The organism is Shewanella sp. KJ2020 (assembly GCF_024197625.1).
GTDB lineage: Bacteria > Pseudomonadota > Gammaproteobacteria > Enterobacterales > Shewanellaceae > Shewanella.
In genome coordinates, this window is the sequence record NZ_JAKUKD010000012.1 from 123,877 (window position 1) to 142,174 (window position 18,298).

The 18,298-nt window shown below is 43.4% G+C and carries 11 protein-coding genes; 4 read left to right on the top strand and 7 right to left on the bottom strand.

From position 1 onward, the window contains the following. Positions 1–301 precede the first annotated feature (301 nt). Both MJO46_RS07950 and MJO46_RS07955 read right to left on the bottom strand, forming a co-directional pair. The gene (locus MJO46_RS07950) at positions 302–2,581 is read right to left on the bottom strand and encodes a DEAD/DEAH box helicase (protein WP_253988859.1); all 2,280 of its coding nucleotides are present in this window, start codon (positions 2,579–2,581) and stop codon (positions 302–304) included. Then, entirely contained in the window at positions 2,575–3,276 is a 702-nt protein-coding gene (locus MJO46_RS07955; RefSeq protein ID WP_253988860.1) for a hypothetical protein, read from the bottom strand. The genes MJO46_RS07950 and MJO46_RS07955 overlap by 7 nt, the downstream gene beginning before the upstream one ends. Positions 3,277–4,249: 973 nt before the next feature. Here MJO46_RS07955 and MJO46_RS19885 point away from each other — a divergent pair. Next, positions 4,250–5,572, top strand: coding sequence for a PAS domain-containing methyl-accepting chemotaxis protein (locus MJO46_RS19885; RefSeq protein ID WP_301541919.1), 1,323 nt, complete (start codon positions 4,250–4,252; stop codon positions 5,570–5,572). A gap of 336 nt (positions 5,573–5,908) precedes the next feature. Here MJO46_RS19885 and MJO46_RS07970 read toward each other — a convergent pair whose 3' ends face one another. Next, the gene (locus MJO46_RS07970; protein ID WP_253988861.1) at positions 5,909–6,871 is read right to left on the bottom strand and encodes a dienelactone hydrolase family protein; all 963 of its coding nucleotides are present in this window, start codon (positions 6,869–6,871) and stop codon (positions 5,909–5,911) included. Between the two features lie 285 nt (positions 6,872–7,156). Here MJO46_RS07970 and MJO46_RS07975 point away from each other — a divergent pair, with 285 nt between their 5' ends. The 3 genes from MJO46_RS07975 to MJO46_RS07985 all read left to right on the top strand — a co-directional run bounded on the left by MJO46_RS07975 (position 7,157) and on the right by MJO46_RS07985 (position 12,669). Further along, positions 7,157–9,436 (top strand): hypothetical protein, encoded by a 2,280-nt coding sequence (locus tag MJO46_RS07975; protein WP_253988862.1) that lies wholly within the window; start codon positions 7,157–7,159, stop codon positions 9,434–9,436. Between the two features lie 9 nt (positions 9,437–9,445). After that, complete coding sequence (locus MJO46_RS07980; RefSeq protein WP_253988863.1) at positions 9,446–11,176, top strand: toxin-antitoxin system YwqK family antitoxin; 1,731 nt, start codon at positions 9,446–9,448, stop codon at positions 11,174–11,176. A gap of 395 nt (positions 11,177–11,571) precedes the next feature. Further along, entirely contained in the window at positions 11,572–12,669 is a 1,098-nt protein-coding gene (locus MJO46_RS07985; RefSeq protein ID WP_253988864.1) for a calcium:proton antiporter, read from the top strand. A 29-nt stretch (positions 12,670–12,698) separates the two neighbouring features. On the opposite strand, the gene MJO46_RS07990 is transcribed toward MJO46_RS07985, so the two are convergent. From MJO46_RS07990 to prfB, 4 genes are all read right to left on the bottom strand, one after another. After that, positions 12,699–13,607, bottom strand: a complete 909-nt coding sequence (locus MJO46_RS07990) for a hypothetical protein (protein WP_253988865.1) — start codon at positions 13,605–13,607, stop codon at positions 12,699–12,701. A 167-nt stretch (positions 13,608–13,774) separates the two neighbouring features. Beyond that, on the bottom strand, positions 13,775–14,752 hold the full coding sequence (pbpG, locus tag MJO46_RS07995; RefSeq protein ID WP_253988866.1) for a D-alanyl-D-alanine endopeptidase: 978 nt from the start codon (positions 14,750–14,752) through the stop codon (positions 13,775–13,777). 432 nt (positions 14,753–15,184) lie between these two features. Continuing rightward, positions 15,185–16,687: a lysine--tRNA ligase gene (lysS, locus tag MJO46_RS08000; RefSeq protein ID WP_253988867.1), complete on the bottom strand. Its 1,503-nt coding sequence runs from the start codon at positions 16,685–16,687 to the stop codon at positions 15,185–15,187. Between the two features lie 29 nt (positions 16,688–16,716). After that, a protein-coding gene (gene prfB / locus MJO46_RS08005; RefSeq protein ID WP_198782452.1) for a peptide chain release factor 2 occupies positions 16,717–17,815 on the bottom strand; the annotation gives its coding sequence in 2 pieces (ribosomal slippage) (positions 16,717–17,739 and positions 17,741–17,815; 1,098 coding nt in all). Between the last annotated feature and the right edge of the window lie 483 nt (positions 17,816–18,298).

Consider the following 18,298-nt stretch of genomic DNA (forward strand, 5'->3'; position numbering starts at 1 on the left):
CAACAGCGGTAATGGTATTAATGAGTTAAACGGTTTGTCTTACCCAAAACCTGATCGGGACAGTGGCCTTCGAGGTCATGTGGATGCCAAGGAGGGTAAGACGTCAATTTGGATCTCATTAGGGCGCAACAGACGCCGGATATATGTCGCAAGACCGCTAATCATTAACGACCGATACCCCGTTGTGAAAGGTAAATTATCGATTAACGTAAATGTAGTTTGAATAAAATGGGACATTGGCCTTGCTAACACCGAGGTGACCATATATGTCCTGTTATTTGACGGGGTTCCATTAAATCCGCTATGGAAGATACCAATCAACAAGTTCTTTTACCTGTTCAGAGCCATTTAAAACATCTGGCTTAAAAATTATATTATCTTCAGTGATTGAATCAATATACTCAGTTAATTCTTTGATTTCATCAGGAGGGAAACCATAGCGTATAAGTAAGGTATGAGTGGTATCATTTGTCCCATACTTCAATAACTCTATCATTTTAAGAGCGTTATTATCCTTAGTAAAATTATAATAAATAGCAAATGCCCCCATTAGAACATCTGACAAAGAAAATGAAATAACGGTATCCATATAGTCATACGTATCAAAAACGATAGCATCATAGCTAACATCTTTTACTCTTACATCAGATTTGAACAATGAAAAACTATTAACTAATGAGCTATCAGGCAATTTGTTAGCAGGTTGAGAAAATCTAGCAAAACTTGTTCTAGCTTCACCTCTTCTTGATATATGATTGTATCTTATCCCCACGATCTCCTTGAAAGATCTGCCCTGAATTATAAGGATAAAAATATCGATTGCAGTGTTAAACACATTTTTTTCACCCTCGAACAATTCTCGCCCCAAAGATATGCAGTATACATTAAATAGTGCATCTCTTAATTGTTCTCTATTTTGTTTATTGTCACTACCAAATAATTTCTCTCCGAACCCGCCAACATAAACAAGCTCAAGTATTAATTTAATGTTTTCGATAGACTCTTGCGAAGATAACCGTTCAACTTTAGACATTGGCAGATTAAACTCATTATTGAATGAGCCATCTAAGATTGAAGATATCAGTTCTTTCTCATCAGTAACCTCATCAACTTCTTGGTCTAAAATAGAAATTTCCGATAAACTAAATGAACTATTGACCCTCTCTATCAAAAGTTTTGGGTTTTTAGTATAAACATACCCGAAGTCAAACTTTAACTCCTTAGAAAGACGACCACTTCGACCAATCAAGTTTTTAAAAGCAAGCGCCTTATCCTCTTTTGATATTCCTTGCATCCTCATATTGTCTAGCCAAACAATATCAAAAGGCATATTTATACCCTGCGCTAAAGTACTAGTTGCGAAACAAATTTTAGCAAAACCAGCTCTAATAAAATCTTCAATAAGAAACCTAACATCTAATGGAACAGAACCATGATGAATTACAACCCCCTTCCTCAGCAACCAAACAAGATTTGAACGATGATTCGTTTCATTCGCACCGAGTAATTCTTCTACTTGAGAAATTATTTTAACTGCATTTTCATCTTTAACTACATTAAATTTGTCAACATATTTCCTAAAATCCTTTATGAAATCCCCTCGATATATTGAAGACTTAGATACGAAAACTAAAACAGACATTTCACCATTAAAAGCTATTGACTCAAACTTTTCATTTAATTTAATGCTATTTCTAATAAGATGACCATTCTCATAATATGGAGAAAAATAGTAGTCTTCTTTATTAGTATTCCCATAAATAAATGCTTTACCTACAGTACAATGTGGATATGACCTTGAATACGATTTCCCCTCATCCATTGAATGTTTTTTAATCTGAGCACTTGGATTATCAACAAATGGGTGTGCAAATATTAATTTCGCATTAGGAAAGAACTTTTGTACACGGCGAACAAAAACATCAAAAATTACGCCTCTCTCTTTTTCCTCTGAAACTTGCGCTTCATCAAAGAAAAAAAGTGAAATATTCAATTTTAAGTTTTCAGAAAATAACTCTCTAGCTCTTTCTGGGGTCAATACAAATATTCTTCTTAATTTACGAATCTTAAAAACACAATCAACGAAAGAAGATATCATCACTGACTTATCATTTTTGAAACGTTCTCTTATAGTTTTTATATATTCTGCAATTAAGGCTCTCGATGGTACAATTATGACGCTATCACCTTCAATTTCATATATATAATCTCTTAAAGAAAATGACTTACCTGCACTAGTAGGCGCAGAAATTGACACAAACTGTTGGTCTTCTATCGCATTTCTAACGCTAGCTTGAACAGGGGTTAAGTATTCTCTATATTGTTTCTTATGAGTTTCACCTACACCAGACAAAAGAAATGCAAAAAGATCATTAGGTTTGATATTTTTGTAAAAAAGGCCTAACACTGACAATATTTTTTCTTCATATTCGCGAAAAATTATTGGATAAAATATTTTATAATATGTAAGATTCTCTAAAACCTTACTATCAATAGGCCCTTCTTTATGTAGTTTATTTATAATTTCACACAAACCATCTCTTGCATCATATTCAGTACTTATATTTTTTATACTTAACATTTAACACCAACCACATATACCATTCTGGAGTTATTCATCAAGTCTGATCCCCTTACGCTTTCAATAGCATTTCTCATTATGGAACTTGTATCTTTTGAATTTATCGAAAAAGCTACAACAACACCAAATTTATCACTATCTAAATTCTCGATAGACTTACTACCTGTTAAGTTTATCAAATGGACTCGATCCCTTAAGTGTTTTTCCTCTTTAATAAACCGAGAGGCCTGTGGTATAGCTTCACCATGAGGATTAATACTTCCAGAATATTTTGCTTCTCCAAAATTAATTAGATCCCCTTTACACTCGGTATGAAAATCAAATCCTTCATTTTGCTTTTTTTGTGGCTTCCATATTTCAGCAATTGGTAAAGCTCTATGTTCAAAAATTAGTTCAAGTGCACGTGTTGATCCGATAGATACCATTACCTCGCCGAACTCAGCATTCAATGAATTTCGATCTGTAACATTTCTAAATATATTAACGAGCGCATCAGCAGTTTCACGGGCCGTATATTGATATGAGCGCTTTGTCCCTATATCCATATTCAACATCCAAGATGTATCAAGCACAGATAATGTTAATTTTTCAGCAATACATTGCAAGTCTTCAATAGTCACAACACAAGCTTTAATAGTTCCATCTTCAGTGTAATTGATATGCTTGCATCCCCATTCATGATCCTGCTTTTCCATTAACAACTGCCTCACCCTTTATTTTTAACATTAATAAATAAAATTGTTATTGAAATCATCTCAAAAACATCAAAAGATCGGACTGGCACATTTTTATGCCTTAACAATCAACCAATAACACCTGAGCCGAAGGAATACATCATCCCCTCGGAGTTGCCGCAGGGCATTTGCGTTTGTTGCGTGAGCGAGGCATGGATGCCGAGATAGCGTCAGTCGAATCAGGGACGAGCGTCTGACGCGGTAGCATTAGAACGCTTAATGCCCAAGGGGCTTTCAACTCCGTTAGGGACGCCGGGGGATTTCCAAAAGGGGAACAGGCGCTTTTCCCCTTTTGGTCGGGTGTGGGTTGAAGACCCACGACCTTAAACTTTTCTCGGCCGACAGGCCGCAAAAACAAAAGCTCCTCCATGGCTACCGCACTTGGCCAACACCCATTAGCCAAGGGATTGCACTGCTCTTTTATAGATTCTAGGTTCTAGCGCCTTGCGCCCAGAGACTTATCGCATATTGTTCAGGAGGTGTTTCTCGCGAAATAAAGACACATCTTCCTGATGCAAGTGAACTTAATCGTGGTCACGATTAAGTTTCATCCTTGTTAAAACTTAAGATAGCGTTCTGATTAAATCATGTCTACTACTTTCATATTAAAAATTAGATAGTTAAGTAGTAGCTAATTTGGTAACTGCCTTGCCAATCTAGGCTAATAACACCTTAACCAACGGAGATAGATGAACTTCTGTGGCATTAGAGTTCACTTTTCGCATTGAAGAGCTTCGCCTGTCCGGTCTCTTTGGTCTCTTTGGTTATGCCAGCTATCTTTTCCACAAGCAAGTGACCCAATAAAAGTTACAATAGGTGGCACAACTATTTGATCTGTGACATCCGTTTGTACGTACTTAAAAGCACCTATTACCAACTATACTGTGCAACATAGCAGCAAAAAATGCCCCCATGATCCGCAGTGGAAACCAATATGTTCATATTTAATAAGCGTTTAAAAGAGGAAATCGAGCAGTTGAAAGAGGAATTACTTTCAATGCAACAGGTAAGGGAAAGCCTAGACAACGAGATGTTAGCATTAACACTTGATTCAAAAGGAAAAATTACCACCGCAAACGCACATTTCACTAATGACATGTTGTTTCAGAGAAACTCACCCGTGGGTCGAGAGCTAACCGATCTCGTGCCATTACGAGCCAGAAATACTAACCACTATAAGCTAATGTGCAATGCATTAACCCGCGGTGAGCATTGGGCTGGCGCCCTGCAAATCATAAAAGGTGACGGTGAAGAGGCATGGCTACGGGCAATTGTACAGCCAGTAAAAAACGCTAAAGGCCAAGTTAAGCATATATCCGTATATGCAAATGATCTGACCCGTACCATCAAAAACTCCCAGGAACATGAAGATTTAACCCAAGCATTGCAGCGCTCTACGGCAGTGATTGAGTTTAATTTGGAGGGCATAGTCCTCGCGGCTAATGATAATTTTTTACAGGCTATGGGGTATAGTCAAAACCAAATTATTGGTAAGCACCATAGGATGTTTTGTGAACCTGAAGAATATAATTCACTGGAATATAAAAAGTTTTGGGAACAACTTCGCCAAGGTAAATATGTTGCGAATCGCTTTAAACGTATAGACAGCTATGGACGAGAGGTTTGGCTAGAGGCCTCATACAATCCGGTTTTTGATAGCTATAAAACTCTCTATAAAGTCGTGAAATTTGCAACGGTAATCACTGAGCAGGTCAATCGAGAGCGAGCCATATCCGAAGCTGCCGATATCGCCTACAGCACATCAAAACAAACGGATGATATGGCACAAATGGGCAGCAAAGTGTTGCAGGAAACCGTTGGAGCTATGCATAAACTGGCCGACCAAATGGATATTGCCGCCCAAGGAATTGCCGCCTTAGATAAACAATCGCAAATAATTGGTGAACTGGTAAAAAGTATTAGCGGCATTGCTGATCAAACCAATCTACTGGCCCTGAATGCGGCAATTGAAGCGGCACGGGCGGGTGAACAAGGACGTGGATTTGCAGTTGTGGCCGATGAAGTTCGACAACTCGCCTCTCGTACCAGTAAGGCAACGGAGGAAATCGTCGAAGTGGTTTCACAAAACCAAAAGTTAACCGAAAATGCGGTTAACATGATTGAAGAAGGGAAAAAACAAGCACAACACGGATTAGCACTTTCCACCCAATCCGGCGAGGTCATGTCAGATATCCAAGATGGTGCACAAAAAGTTGTAAATGCCGTAGGGCAGTTCACCAACCATCTAACAAATTGATTTTAAATAAATAATCATCAATTAATTTTGATCGTTAGCTTTTAAGAACAGGCCCACAACACCATAGTCAATGGGGATGCCAGAAGTGGCACTGTTGCACCAGTGACCTACTAAAACATGGATGTTTTAGAAGGTCACTGGGGTGGGCTAGCTAATATAAGAGCTAATACAAGGGAATGCTAAAGCCTGCGACAGGCAATGGGTTCGCACTGTTACATTGCAGCGATAATATTGCTAATTCACGACAGCCAGCGAACCAGCAATATCATCAAATGTGGGCCATAACCTAAAACCTTGGCCGCACTCCCCAAATTCCCTTTTGCAATTCGGCAATCCCTAACCCTGTAGATACTTAGCAAAATACGCTAGGGTTCGCTCCCAAGCCAATTCCGCCGTTGGCGCATCGTATCTGGCGGTGGAATCATTATGAAAACCATGGTTCACCTTAGGGTAAAGATAAGCGATGTAATCGGCATTATTGGCTTTAAGCTGGGCTTCATACTCAGGCCAAGTATCATTAATACGTTGATCTAGCTCGGCAAACTGCAGCATCAGTGGCCCTTTGACTCGAGTGCGCAGCTCATTCGCTGCTGGAGTGCCATAGAAAGGCACGCCCGCGTTTAGTTCATCTGGAATCGCGGCGGCCAGCATATTGACTATATAGCCGCCAAAGCAAAAGCCCACGGCGCCGAGTTTGCCATTGCTCTGGGGATGCGCCTTTAAAAAACGGGCGGCGGCGATAAAGTCCTGCTCAATTTTGGCCCTGTCTAAACTGCTTTGCATGGCGCGGCCCGCATCATCATTACCGGGATAGCCACCAAGGGAATAGAGGGCATCGGGGGCGAAGGCGATATAACCCTTGGCCGCTAAACGGCGGGCCACATCTTCGATATAGGGATTAAGGCCACGATTTTCATGCACTACTAATACTACCGCCGCTTTTTTAGCGGGATCTAAGGTCTTAGGATCCCCCGCTGCGGCCCCCGGCACTAATAATGCGCTTGGCACTACCAAATAGCCTCGCCCCTCGCCATACCCCTCGGGGGATGGAAACTTCACATAACTGGCCTGAATATTGGGATCGTTAAAGGACACTTGCTCGGCAAGGGCGTAGTTGGGCAGGAGTGCGCCCGTCAGGGTCGTCATAGTAAACCCTAGGGCGACTAGCCCTGCAAGGCGAGCCATAAACTCACGGCGGTCGATAATTCCGTGGGCATATTCGTCATACCAGTTAAAGGCTTCCTGGGGGATAGGTTGGGAAGGTGGCGTTATTAATTCAGACTTTTCGTGTGGGCTCATCGTTCTCTCTCCATTGAACAAGCTAACCACAGGTAGTTATCTTCCCTAGCTTGTGAGTAATTTGGCTGCGTTAACAAGAGTAAAGGATGAAGGCTTATCAGGGCAATCGGCTTTGTGTCACAGAGCAAACAATTATCGACTCGTCCAATAGTCAACTTATGACTGATCTTAGCCTGATATGGGGGTGAGCTTTTTATTCCAAAGGCGTTTTTTTGTGTATAATGTCGCCAATTTACAAACGAATAAGTTTACATTTCAATAATATAAGTTGCCGATGGAGTTCAGATGGCTATAGGGATATGCAGGGTAATTTGCACCACTATCACGCTCACGCTCACGCTTGGGTTAACGGCTTGCGATAATTCGCTTTCAAGCAAGTCAGCTAGCATCCCCACTCAAAGTGAATATCAGATCATTTCCACCGTAAGCCTCAATGATGGCTTTGAAACCCGCAAAGTAATGCAGGCGCGATTGCTGCTGGATTACCAATTGCAAGATGCAGCAGGTAAAGCGGCAAGCTTAACAGCGCCGTTAACCCATAACGCCCACTTTTTTCTCCAACCTAACCTGTTGCAAATAAGCGACTATGGCATGCCCATTCCGGTGAGTAATATCGACCCTAAAAGCCAGTCTAATGAAATCGTACAATTGGTTAAAGACGGCTTTAATGTGGAGTTCAGCAAAGGGGAAGTGCGACAGCTAACGCCCATCGCGAAGGCGGATCAAAAAGATATCATAGAGTTATTTGAGCACTGGATTAATCTTAATAGCTTGTTTAAACAAGCCCCAACCTTGCCCGTGGCGCTCGAGCCTAGGGTCGGTTATAGCATTAGCGCCCCCATGGACGCGCGCCTAACTTGGACGGTTGAGCAAGTAACCGAAGATAAGTTATTTGCGGTAGTACAAGGTGAGAAAGACAACTTTAAGGCCTATGGCAAGTTTGAGCTTAACCGCAAAACAGGCTGGTTAGAGAGCATGGCGTTTTTTCAACAGGAAGAGAGCAAAGGCAGTACCCTCACCCGCCGCATCGCCATGGCGCCCAAGGATAGCCCTTATGTCATGAACATACTTTGGCATGCCGATGCTAACTACGATGCCGAGCGTGATATAGATGATCTGCAAAAAGAGCTGTACCCCATAAGCGATGTACCTCGGGAATATAAAGCCCATGATAAGGAGTTTATAGAATCCTTATTATCTGATCAGCAAGGTATTTTTGATAATATTGGCCCATGGGGCGCTGACACGCCAGAAGTGCTGCAATTGCGCTTTGTGCATAATATGAGCCCGCACTATGTGGTGGCCAATGTGCAGTATGAAGACTTAGCCGCCTTTGATGCTAGCGGAAATCCGATAGACATTGATTTCTGGCAGCACAGCAAAGGTGTGGCGATGAATTTCAACCGCTCGATTGAGTCTTCGGTGGATCTTATCGCCACAGGCTGGGACAACACCGCCGATAAACTCAAACAGATAGACCATATCAGCGCCAAGCTGACCCTTATCCCCGAAAGCAATAAAATAGTTGAAAAGTCGTGGGATGAACTGGTCGCCACTCCCTATACCTTTGGCGATGCGAGCCTCACGATTCAGGTGCTCGACGCCGAGGCAAAGCTATTTAAAGTCGTGACAAAGCAGAGTAAGACTAAAAACATTAACCTTCCTTTTCAGCAATTTAAAGGAAAGATGGCCGAAGCCCGTCGCGATGGTGATTATCCCAAATGGTTAACGGTGACGGATAAGGAACTGCTGGGGGAATTAATCGGTGTCGATGATCCCCATCATCTTAGCACCCGCGCCCTGCTACTTAAGCTAGATGAGATCCCTAAAACCGTTGTCGTCATTGAGCAGCAGCCACAGCCGGAGTTAAGCCAAACCAAGAACATCCGCTTTGTGAGCTTTACCGACTACAACCAAAATCTGGCTAATCCCCTAAGCGAGTTTGGCGATTCGAGCCTCAATAACTTCCTCTATCAAGATCTTGAGCCATCAAACGCCGAAATCAGTGCGATCCAAGGGATAAAACCTGAGACTGAAAATGGCCATAATCTGCATATATCCATGTCAGCCGCATTAGCGAGTGCCTGTAAACCTGAAATAGAACAAGGTTTTAAAGAGGGGAAACACGAAGTCACTTGGCTGTTTGAGCACAATGCCCCAAACGGACCAGCCTATACCCTGATGACGCCCGACCGCGAGCGGCAATTTTTCTACGATAAACACATCCAAGGTAAGATCCATTGCCAAGGTGATATCAGTTGGCAACCCTTAGAGCAGGCCGCTAATCCACGTCCTTGGTTAATCGATTTGCAAGCTTGGCTAACAAAAACCGGTTATGGCAATGAGCCGAGTAAAGATCTTAAGAACTACTTTAAAGTCGAGGATGCCCAGGGCAAAACCTTAACGATTCGACTGCCCGAAAATGCCGAACTACGGATTAAAGAGGCACTGGTCGATGGCCGCTATTTAAGTGTCGCAGGCCCTGCCGCTAAGGTGAGTTATATGACGCTCTCTCAAAACCCCGTCGACATCCCCTATGAATTCACCTTTAAGCCTTTGCCATAAGGAGCCGTTATGCGTCTATATATATTAAAACTGCTCCTTGGAGCACTCGTACTTATCAGTGCTAATGCCAATGCAGACAATGTGCTACTCGATGAACATTGGAATGTCGTCAAAGATAAAAAACTGGCTCGTTACTATTTAAAGCAATCGACTGACGTTATCGACGGAAATTATAAGGCCGAGATTTATTACAAAAACAAAGACATGCTTTTCTGCGCCAGCGCCCTCGCCGATAACAAAATCGGTAAAACACTCGCGAGCGAACAATTTCGCGGTGCTTATCAATGCTATTTTGAGGATGGCAAGCCCTACGAACAAGGCTTTCGCAACGAGCAAGGTCAACTTCATGGCTTGCTTAAACAATATATCGCAACCGGTCAATTGTATGTTGAATCACACTATGAAAATGGTGTTAAACAAGGCCTTGAAACGGGTTACTGGGAAGGTGGGAATATCCGCTACAAAACGACCTATAAAGATGGCAAAGAAGTCGGTATAAGCGAGCTTTTTGATAGCGAGGGCAAGCTTAGGGGCAAGGTCTGTAATAGTGGCACTTGTGTTACCCAGTACTATGACAATGGTAACTTACACCTCGAAACCCCAATGGTAGATGGGCTCACACATGGCAACGAAACAAACTGGGCGCTTGGTAAAATTATCTCGACTCAAGCTTATGTTAAAGGGAAGAAACACGGGGATTACTTCGAATATTTTGACGATGGCAAGGTAAAGCGCCACTACCGCTATCACAATGACTATAAAGTCGGTGAACAGCTGGATTACTTTAATAATGGCCAGATAGCCCAAAAGGAAATCATAGAGGCGCCATGGAATGTGAAGTTATCGGTTAAATACAATGAAAAGGGCGAAATGCTCAGTTCAATCGAAGAAAAACACCAAGACAACAACTGGGTTTACCGTAAGCATCAACGCTTTAATGACGGTCAACTTACCGCTAACATAGAAGAAGACAAGCTTAAAAAATGGGTTCTCAACGAAATATTTGAGCAAGGTGAGTTAATTAGCCGCAGCGAACATATCGATAACCAATTGACAGGTTTATATCTGCAAACCCTAAACCGTAGTCAAACTGTAAAAGTGATTACCCGCGAGTATTTTAAAGAGGGTAAACGCGAAGGCCCCTACGAGATGCTGAAAATTAACCATGAGACAGGGAAACAGTGGGTGGCCGAGCGCGGCCAATATGCCAATGACAAGCCCGTTGGCGCTTGGAAGAAACAACAAGAAGATGCCACCCTCACCTTTAGCTATGATGCCCAAGGCGAGCTCGATGGTGAGTTCCGTAATGAGACAAGTTCTGGGCAATTGCTTGAATTAATAAACTTTAACCATGGCAAACCCGAAGGATTAGTACAACGCTACGCCACTGACGGCCAATTGTATGAAAAGGGCGAATACCGCAATGGGCAACAGGATGGCGACTGGGTGTACACCCATGGTGAGTTCGGTTTCGATCCAAGACCAAATCCTGAGAGACACTATTGGTACGGACGCTTTGACCAAGGTAAACAAGTCGGCCACTGGGAACTGCGTAATACCGAAGACTATGTGCTTGAAATAGCGAATTATGACGAGCAGAGCAGGCTTCATGGTAAACAATACGAGTTTAGGGATAATGGCTGGATAGAAGTGATCAATAACTTCCATCATGGCGAGTTTTTAAATCGGGAAATACCGCCGCCTGTGATTACCTCGGACCATGTTTTCCCTATTTTTTAGCCTAAGCATTTGAGCTTATGTATTTGAGCTTAAGCATTTAAGCTTAAGCCCATTAGCTAAAACCCATGACTAAAAACTCACTATTTGAAACTTAAGCGCTGTGCACTATCTAGAGTGCACAGCCAATAGATATCCCCAGCAGGAATCCTTTATTGGTGCCGACTTAGCGGCCTTAAGCAGGTAAATTGCAGCATATTCAATAAGCTATAATTTAGAACCAATGGCGCCAAACGCACTAAAAGCAAAGGTATTTATGCCAGAATGGACTTCTGAATAAAAAAGCGATCAAGTTCAAACTTTTGCTTCTAACCCCAAATCTAAAAGAAGTTTCATGCAAAGTGTGCCATAACCAATGTCTATACTAGCGGCCCTTTTTCGATTTGGACAAACTGCCTATGAAGACATTTATGAAAGACGAGTTCGCCCTGCTACTGGGAATACTGACCTTAGTATTCTTTAAAACCGGTGGTGAAAGCTTACTTGCCGATGGCACTGCCCTCTCAACCTATATCCCAGTATCACTCGCCCTGTTAGGCATAGTAACTTGGGCGATATTCTCAGTGGTACGCCACTCTGATGCGCTCGCGATTAAGCTTGGCGATCCCTATGGCACCTTAATCTTGACCCTATCGGTGATTTCACTCGAAGTGGTGATGATCTCCTCTGTTATGTTAACGGGTGAGCCTAACCCTGTGATGGCCCGTGATACCATGTTCGCCGTCGTCATGTTAATTATCAATGGATTAGTCGGATTCACCCTATTGCTTGGCGGCTGGCGTTATCACACTCAACACTTTAATTTAGATGGGGTCAAATCCTACCTAGTGGTGATTATTCCCCTTGCCCTGCTCTGTTTAGTGCTACCCAATTTTACCGAAGGCGGCACTATCGGCGGCATGTCTAAGCCTATGTCTTGGATGCTGATCATTATTTCGATTCTGCTCTATGGCATCTTTTTAGTGACTCAAACTAAAAGCCATAGCCATTTCTTTGTCGATGCCGATCATGAAGACCATGAGGAACACCACGGCATACTGCGCAGTAATGCTTACCATACGATGCTATTAATTGGCTACTTACTGGTGGTCATCTTGCTAGCAAAAACCTTAGCTATGCCAATCAATTACTCAGTGGCCTCTCTCGGTGCACCACCAGCATTGGGTGGTTTTATTGTGGCCTGCTTGATTTTATCCCCCGAAGCTGTGGGAGGCTTTAAGGCCGCGTTAAACAATCAATTACAGCGGGCGATGAATCTCTATTTTGGCTCAGTGCTCGCCACCATTGCCCTTACCGTTCCAGCGGTGCTGATTGTAGGTAGCGTGATAAATCAAGAGGTTCATTTAGGCCTAGCGCCTGCGGATATGGTACTACTTGTGACGAGCTTGATGGTTTGCAAGGTGAGTTTTAGCAGCGGTCGAACCAATGCGTTACATGGCGCGACCCATATAGTGCTGTTTATTGTTTATCTATTCTTAATGTTCGAACATGCCTAAACTTTCTTAAATCTAAGGCCGAGCGTGATTTATTTGCGCCTCGGCTTTACGCTTTTGTCATCAAGATTGATCCGCAGTAAGAGCACAAACCAGACTAAAGCGCCAACAACAAACCAGATAAAAATCCACACTAACTTATTGCCATTACGAACCTCAAATGGCTCAAATTTTGGCATAAAAATCGTTTGGTGCTCAGCTTGATAAAGCGGGCTTTTTTGTGCGGCCACAAGCAACTCTGAACGAAGAGAGGATGGGGCTAATCGTTCAAGGTAAACAAAATTCTGGGGATCCAACTTATTAAACTCATTGAGGGATTTAGCCAAAAACGCTTTGTATTGCGCTTCTTTCTCGTTGGGTTCAAGTTGATTACTAATCTCCTGCTGATAAACCTTACCATACCAAGCGAGGGCCTTAGCATGCCAACTATCTGCACGCTCAGCAAAAATGGGGATGGCTATATACAATGCCATATTTAAATGACTGCTATGTTTACCCGTAACCTCTAGACTTCGTTGCACACCAATTTGCGTCTTATCAATATACGATTGCTGTAACTGATAATACTGAGTGTTTTTATGGAGATACAATTCCTGTATCGATGTTAATTGCGTTAACTTACCCATGGCAGTCTTAAGATATTCCTGCGCAACGATGCAAGGAACAGCCATTAATTGCACAGCGATCAATAAATAGAAAAAGCGCACATTGTCTTTAACAAACTTGAGCCTTTTTAACCTAGGTCTGATATAAATTATTGATAATAGCCAAGACAGTATCTGCGGCAGCCACACATTAACGATATCTTCATCTAGGCTAAAAAACTCAAGGTTAACCAATAACAGCCAATGGACAAAACTGTAACCAGAAACAAATAACAGACTGATAAATAAGAAGGGAAAATAGATAAGTTGAATTTTTTTTAAAAAATACATCCACACGAATTTCATCCTTGAGAACAAAAAATAACAACTATGGTACGCTAAAATTCAGCATGAATTTACCAAAATTGATTATAAACTCAAAGCGTTAAAACATAATAGACCAGATTGATTGCTCATCTGGCCTATTAAATTGGTACTTTTATAAAGCTGCTGCAACCGAGAAACTAGGTCTCACTCAACTTAGCAAATTGCTGGCTACGTTGTTTCTTGTATTGCTTAGCTTCCGCAGGGATAGGCGTCACTTTGCCCGTTTCTAACCAATGGCGCAAACGGTTAGCATCGGCGACATGGGTGTACTTGCCATAGGCATCGAGTACCACAAAAGCAACCTGACGCTTCGCCATTTCGGTACGCATCACAAGGCAATGTCCAGCCGCATTAGTAAAACCGGTTTTAGTCAGATGAATGTCCCAGTTATCTTTGTAAACCAAACGGTTAGTATTTCGAAAATCTAAACTGTATTTGGGTTTACCGAAGGTGACCGTTTTCTTTTCAGTCGAACTGAGCTGACCTAACATGGGATAGCCTTGACTGGCTTTAAGCAACACCACTAAATCCTTGGCACTGGAAACGTTCTTTTCAGACAATCCTGTTGGCTCAACATAACGGGTATTTTTCATCCCTAATGCTTTGGCTTTAGCATTCATCGCCTTGATAAAGGCCTTATGTCCACCGGGATAATGGTGGGCAAGACTGGCGGCAGCGCGGTTCTCAGATGACATCAATGTCAGTAATAACATTTCTTTACGGCTAATCACACTGCCGATACGCACCCGCGAGTAAACACCGCGCATTTCTTTGGTGTCATTAATATTGATGGCCAGTTTTTCATCCATAGGCAATTTAGCATCTAGGGTTACCATGGCGGTCATCAGTTTAGTCACCGAGGCTATCGGTCTTACCGCATCGGGATTACTGGAATAGAGCACTTCATTGGTTTTAAGATCGACCACCAGTGCACTATTGGCGGCCACTTCCTGCTTAGCAGGGGCCTTTTTAGCGGCGCTGGTTTTAGTAGCGCTGGTTTTAGTGGCGGTGCTTTTTGTAGTGACAGAGGCCAAATCGGCAGAATACGCTGTCGCGGCAACAGTTAAACTGCTGCATACCAAGATAAAACTACCAAGCAGAGAAGGGATCTTCATGTAGAGTTCACTGAGTCGTTAATAAGTCAAATGTGCTACGGCACAGGGTTGAGGTTAAGTATAAGAGGTCTATGGTGAAAGGCATAGAACACAACTCGACTTTTATCAGTAATATCAGCATTTTTCGCCAACTACTTCACAAAAAAGTAACAGCTGAAATAGTTGAACTAAGCGAATAACCAAGCATCTAGATGTAGACTTTTTACTTACCTAAGCAACTAACACTGCAAAAATGATTTTTAGCAGTAGAAAACTTCAATCAAAAGGCTTGATGGCCTTTTTAATTCAAAGATGAAGAGATTCTTCCTATACGCATTTCCCTCGCGGTAATCAGTTAACTAAGTGGATCTTCCAAAACAAAAAACCAGCCATTTGGCTGGTTTTTTACTTAAGGGCTAAGGTCAAGTTAGCCGTTAAATTGGCTCGGTAAGCTTAGGCCTGTGGGCGCATCGCTGGGAACAGAATCACATCACGGATAGTGTGAGTATTAGTGAATAGCATCACTAAACGGTCGATACCTATACCTTGGCCCGCTGTTGGCGGTAAACCGTGTTCCAATGCAGTGATGTAGTCTGCATCGTAGAACATAGCTTCGTCGTCACCGGCGTCTTTGGCATCAACCTGCGCCTTAAAGCGGCTGTCTTGATCTTCAGCATCGTTTAACTCGCTAAAGCCGTTAGCCACTTCACGGCCACCGATGAAGAATTCAAAACGGTCGGTGATGAAATGGTTGTCATCGTTACGACGGGCCAGTGGTGAAATGTCCGCTGGGTAGCCAGTGATGAAGGTCGGTTGCATTAACTGCCATTCAGCGGTTTCACCGAAGATTTCTTCAAGCAGCTGACCACAGGTCCAGAACTTCTCGATCTTAATGCCAAGGCTAGTTGCCAATTCACGCATAAATTCGAGATCTTTCACTTGCTCGTAGGTCATGGCTTGGATAGTCGCGTTGTCAGGATTGTACTTCTGAATCGCTTCTAACATGCTCAAACGGGCATATGGGCCACCGAAATCGACCGTGTGCTCGCCGTAGGGCATTTGCGCGCTACCTAAGAGTTCAATCGCGATAGAGCTTAACAGTTCTTCGGTTAAGTCCATCAGATCTTTGTAGTCTGCATAGGCCATATAGAATTCCATCATAGTGAATTCTGGGTTATGGCGTGGCGACAGACCTTCGTTACGGAAGTTACGGTTGATTTCGAACACACGCTCAAAACCACCTACCACTAAACGCTTGAGGTATAACTCTGGCGCGATACGCAGGTACATTGGCATGTCCAGCGCATTGTGGTGCGTGATAAATGGACGGGCTGAAGCGCCGCCTGGGATCACGTGCATCATTGGGGTTTCAACTTCCATGAACTCTTTTTTGATCATGAAGTTACGGATAGCAGCAACCACTTTAGAACGCATTACGAAGGCTTGACGAGACTCTTCGTTAACGATCAAGTCAACGTAGCGTTGGCGATAACGGGTTTCTTGGTCGGTTAAGCCGTGGAATTTTTCAGGCAGCGGACGCAGTGCTTTAGTCAGCAGTTGGTACTCTTCCATATTGACATACAGATCGCCTTTGCCAGACAAGTGCAACTGACCGGTTACGCCGATGATGTCACCGATATCCAGACCTTGGTAACGATCCTTTAGATCCGCTTGAACGCCCTTTTCAGCGTAGGCTTGGATACGACCAGACACGTCTTGGATCACGAGGAATGGGCCACGTTTTGCCATGATACGACCAGCGATGCTGGTTTTAAAACCTAAGGCTTCGAGTTCTTCCTTAGTGTTTTGACCGTATTTCTCCTGTAACTCAGCCGCTTTATGGGTGCGACGGAAGGTATTAGGGTGAGCATTAGCGCTACAATTTGGGCGAATGCTGTCTAGCTTGGCACGACGCTCGGCGATCAGTTTGTTTTCATCTTGTACTTGTTCAGTCATCTTATTTCTCGTCTATACCTTTGAATTGATTACAGCCCTGATTTCAAACTGGCTTCGATAAATCGGTCCAGATCGCCATCGAGTACCGCTTGGGTATTGCGCGTCTCCACGCTAGTACGTAAGTCTTTAATACGGGAATCGTCTAATACATAGGAGCGAATTTGACTGCCCCAGCCGATGTCAGATTTAGCATCTTCGGCCGCTTGCTTTTCAGCATTTTGCTTATGCATTTCGAGTTCGAACAGTTTGGCTTTTAACTGCTTCATCGCCGAATCTTTGTTCTTGTGCTGTGAACGGTCGTTCTGGCACTGCACCACGGTATTCGTCGGTAAGTGGGTAATACGTACCGCAGATTCGGTTCGGTTAACGTGCTGACCACCGGCACCCGAGGCACGGTATACGTCGATACGTAAGTCAGCAGGATTGATATCTATGGTGATATCGTCATCAATCTCTGGGTAAACGAATACCGAGCAGAATGACGTATGGCGGCGGCCCGAGGAATCGAAGGGCGATTTACGCACTAAACGGTGCACGCCGGTTTCGGTGCGTAACCAACCGAAGGCATATTCACCGGTGAATTTAATGGTCGCGCCTTTAATACCGGCCACATCACCGTCGGTCACTTCCATCAGCTCAGGGCTAAAACCGTGGGCATCGCCCCAACGCAGGTACATACGCAGTACCATGTTGGCCCAATCTTGGGCTTCGGTGCCACCACTGCCAGACTGAATGTCTAAGTAACAGTTTGAGGCGTCCTGCGGACCGGAGAACATACGGCGAAATTCGAGTTCGGCCAAACGACTTTCTAAATAATCCAGCTCTTTGGAGGTTTCATTGAAGGTATCTTCGTCATCTTCTTCAACTGCCAGCTCGAGCAGCCCTTCGACATCCTCAAGACCAGTGTCCATATCGTCGATAGTTTTCACTACGGCTTCGAGGTTTGCACGCTCTTTACCTAGGGCTTGGGCGCGTTCTGGGTCGTTCCACACATCGGAACTTTCAAGCTCACGGGTGACTTCTTCTAGACGCTCATGTTTAGCATCGTAGTCAAAGATACCCCCTAAGAAGCTGCGTACGCTCGGCAAGCTCCTTAATTTTGAATTTTACTGGATTAACTTCAAACATGAATTTTCAACTTTCTTTATTTGGCCGCTTTAATTGATCTTCCATTAAAGGAGGCGGTGATTAACAGTATGCAACCGCGGATTTTAACCTAACAACGCCTGTAAACCTAGGCCACAGCGTTTATTAAATGGGATTTAACCGATTATTTTCCAACCATAATAGCCACAGCCCTCGGGGGAAGACTAACAAAGATCCTTTAGCAAATACCGTGATCTTAAGTGAATTTAGCCGAACAATTTTGGGAACACGCCTAAAAACGGTTTAACTATCAATAACAATCCCGATTAGGTGCCCGATATATGCCAAACAAGTCACAAAAATCGAGTAACAAAACCCCGCCAGAGCACAGTCTCGAATGAGTTTGTGATACAAGCTGCAATTCAGTATCAAACTTCCCCCGCCCATAAGCGTCTTCTAAAACAGTCTGGGTATACTCGACGCGACCTAAGCCTGCGGCCCAGCGCCATTGCAGCAAGTACCCTA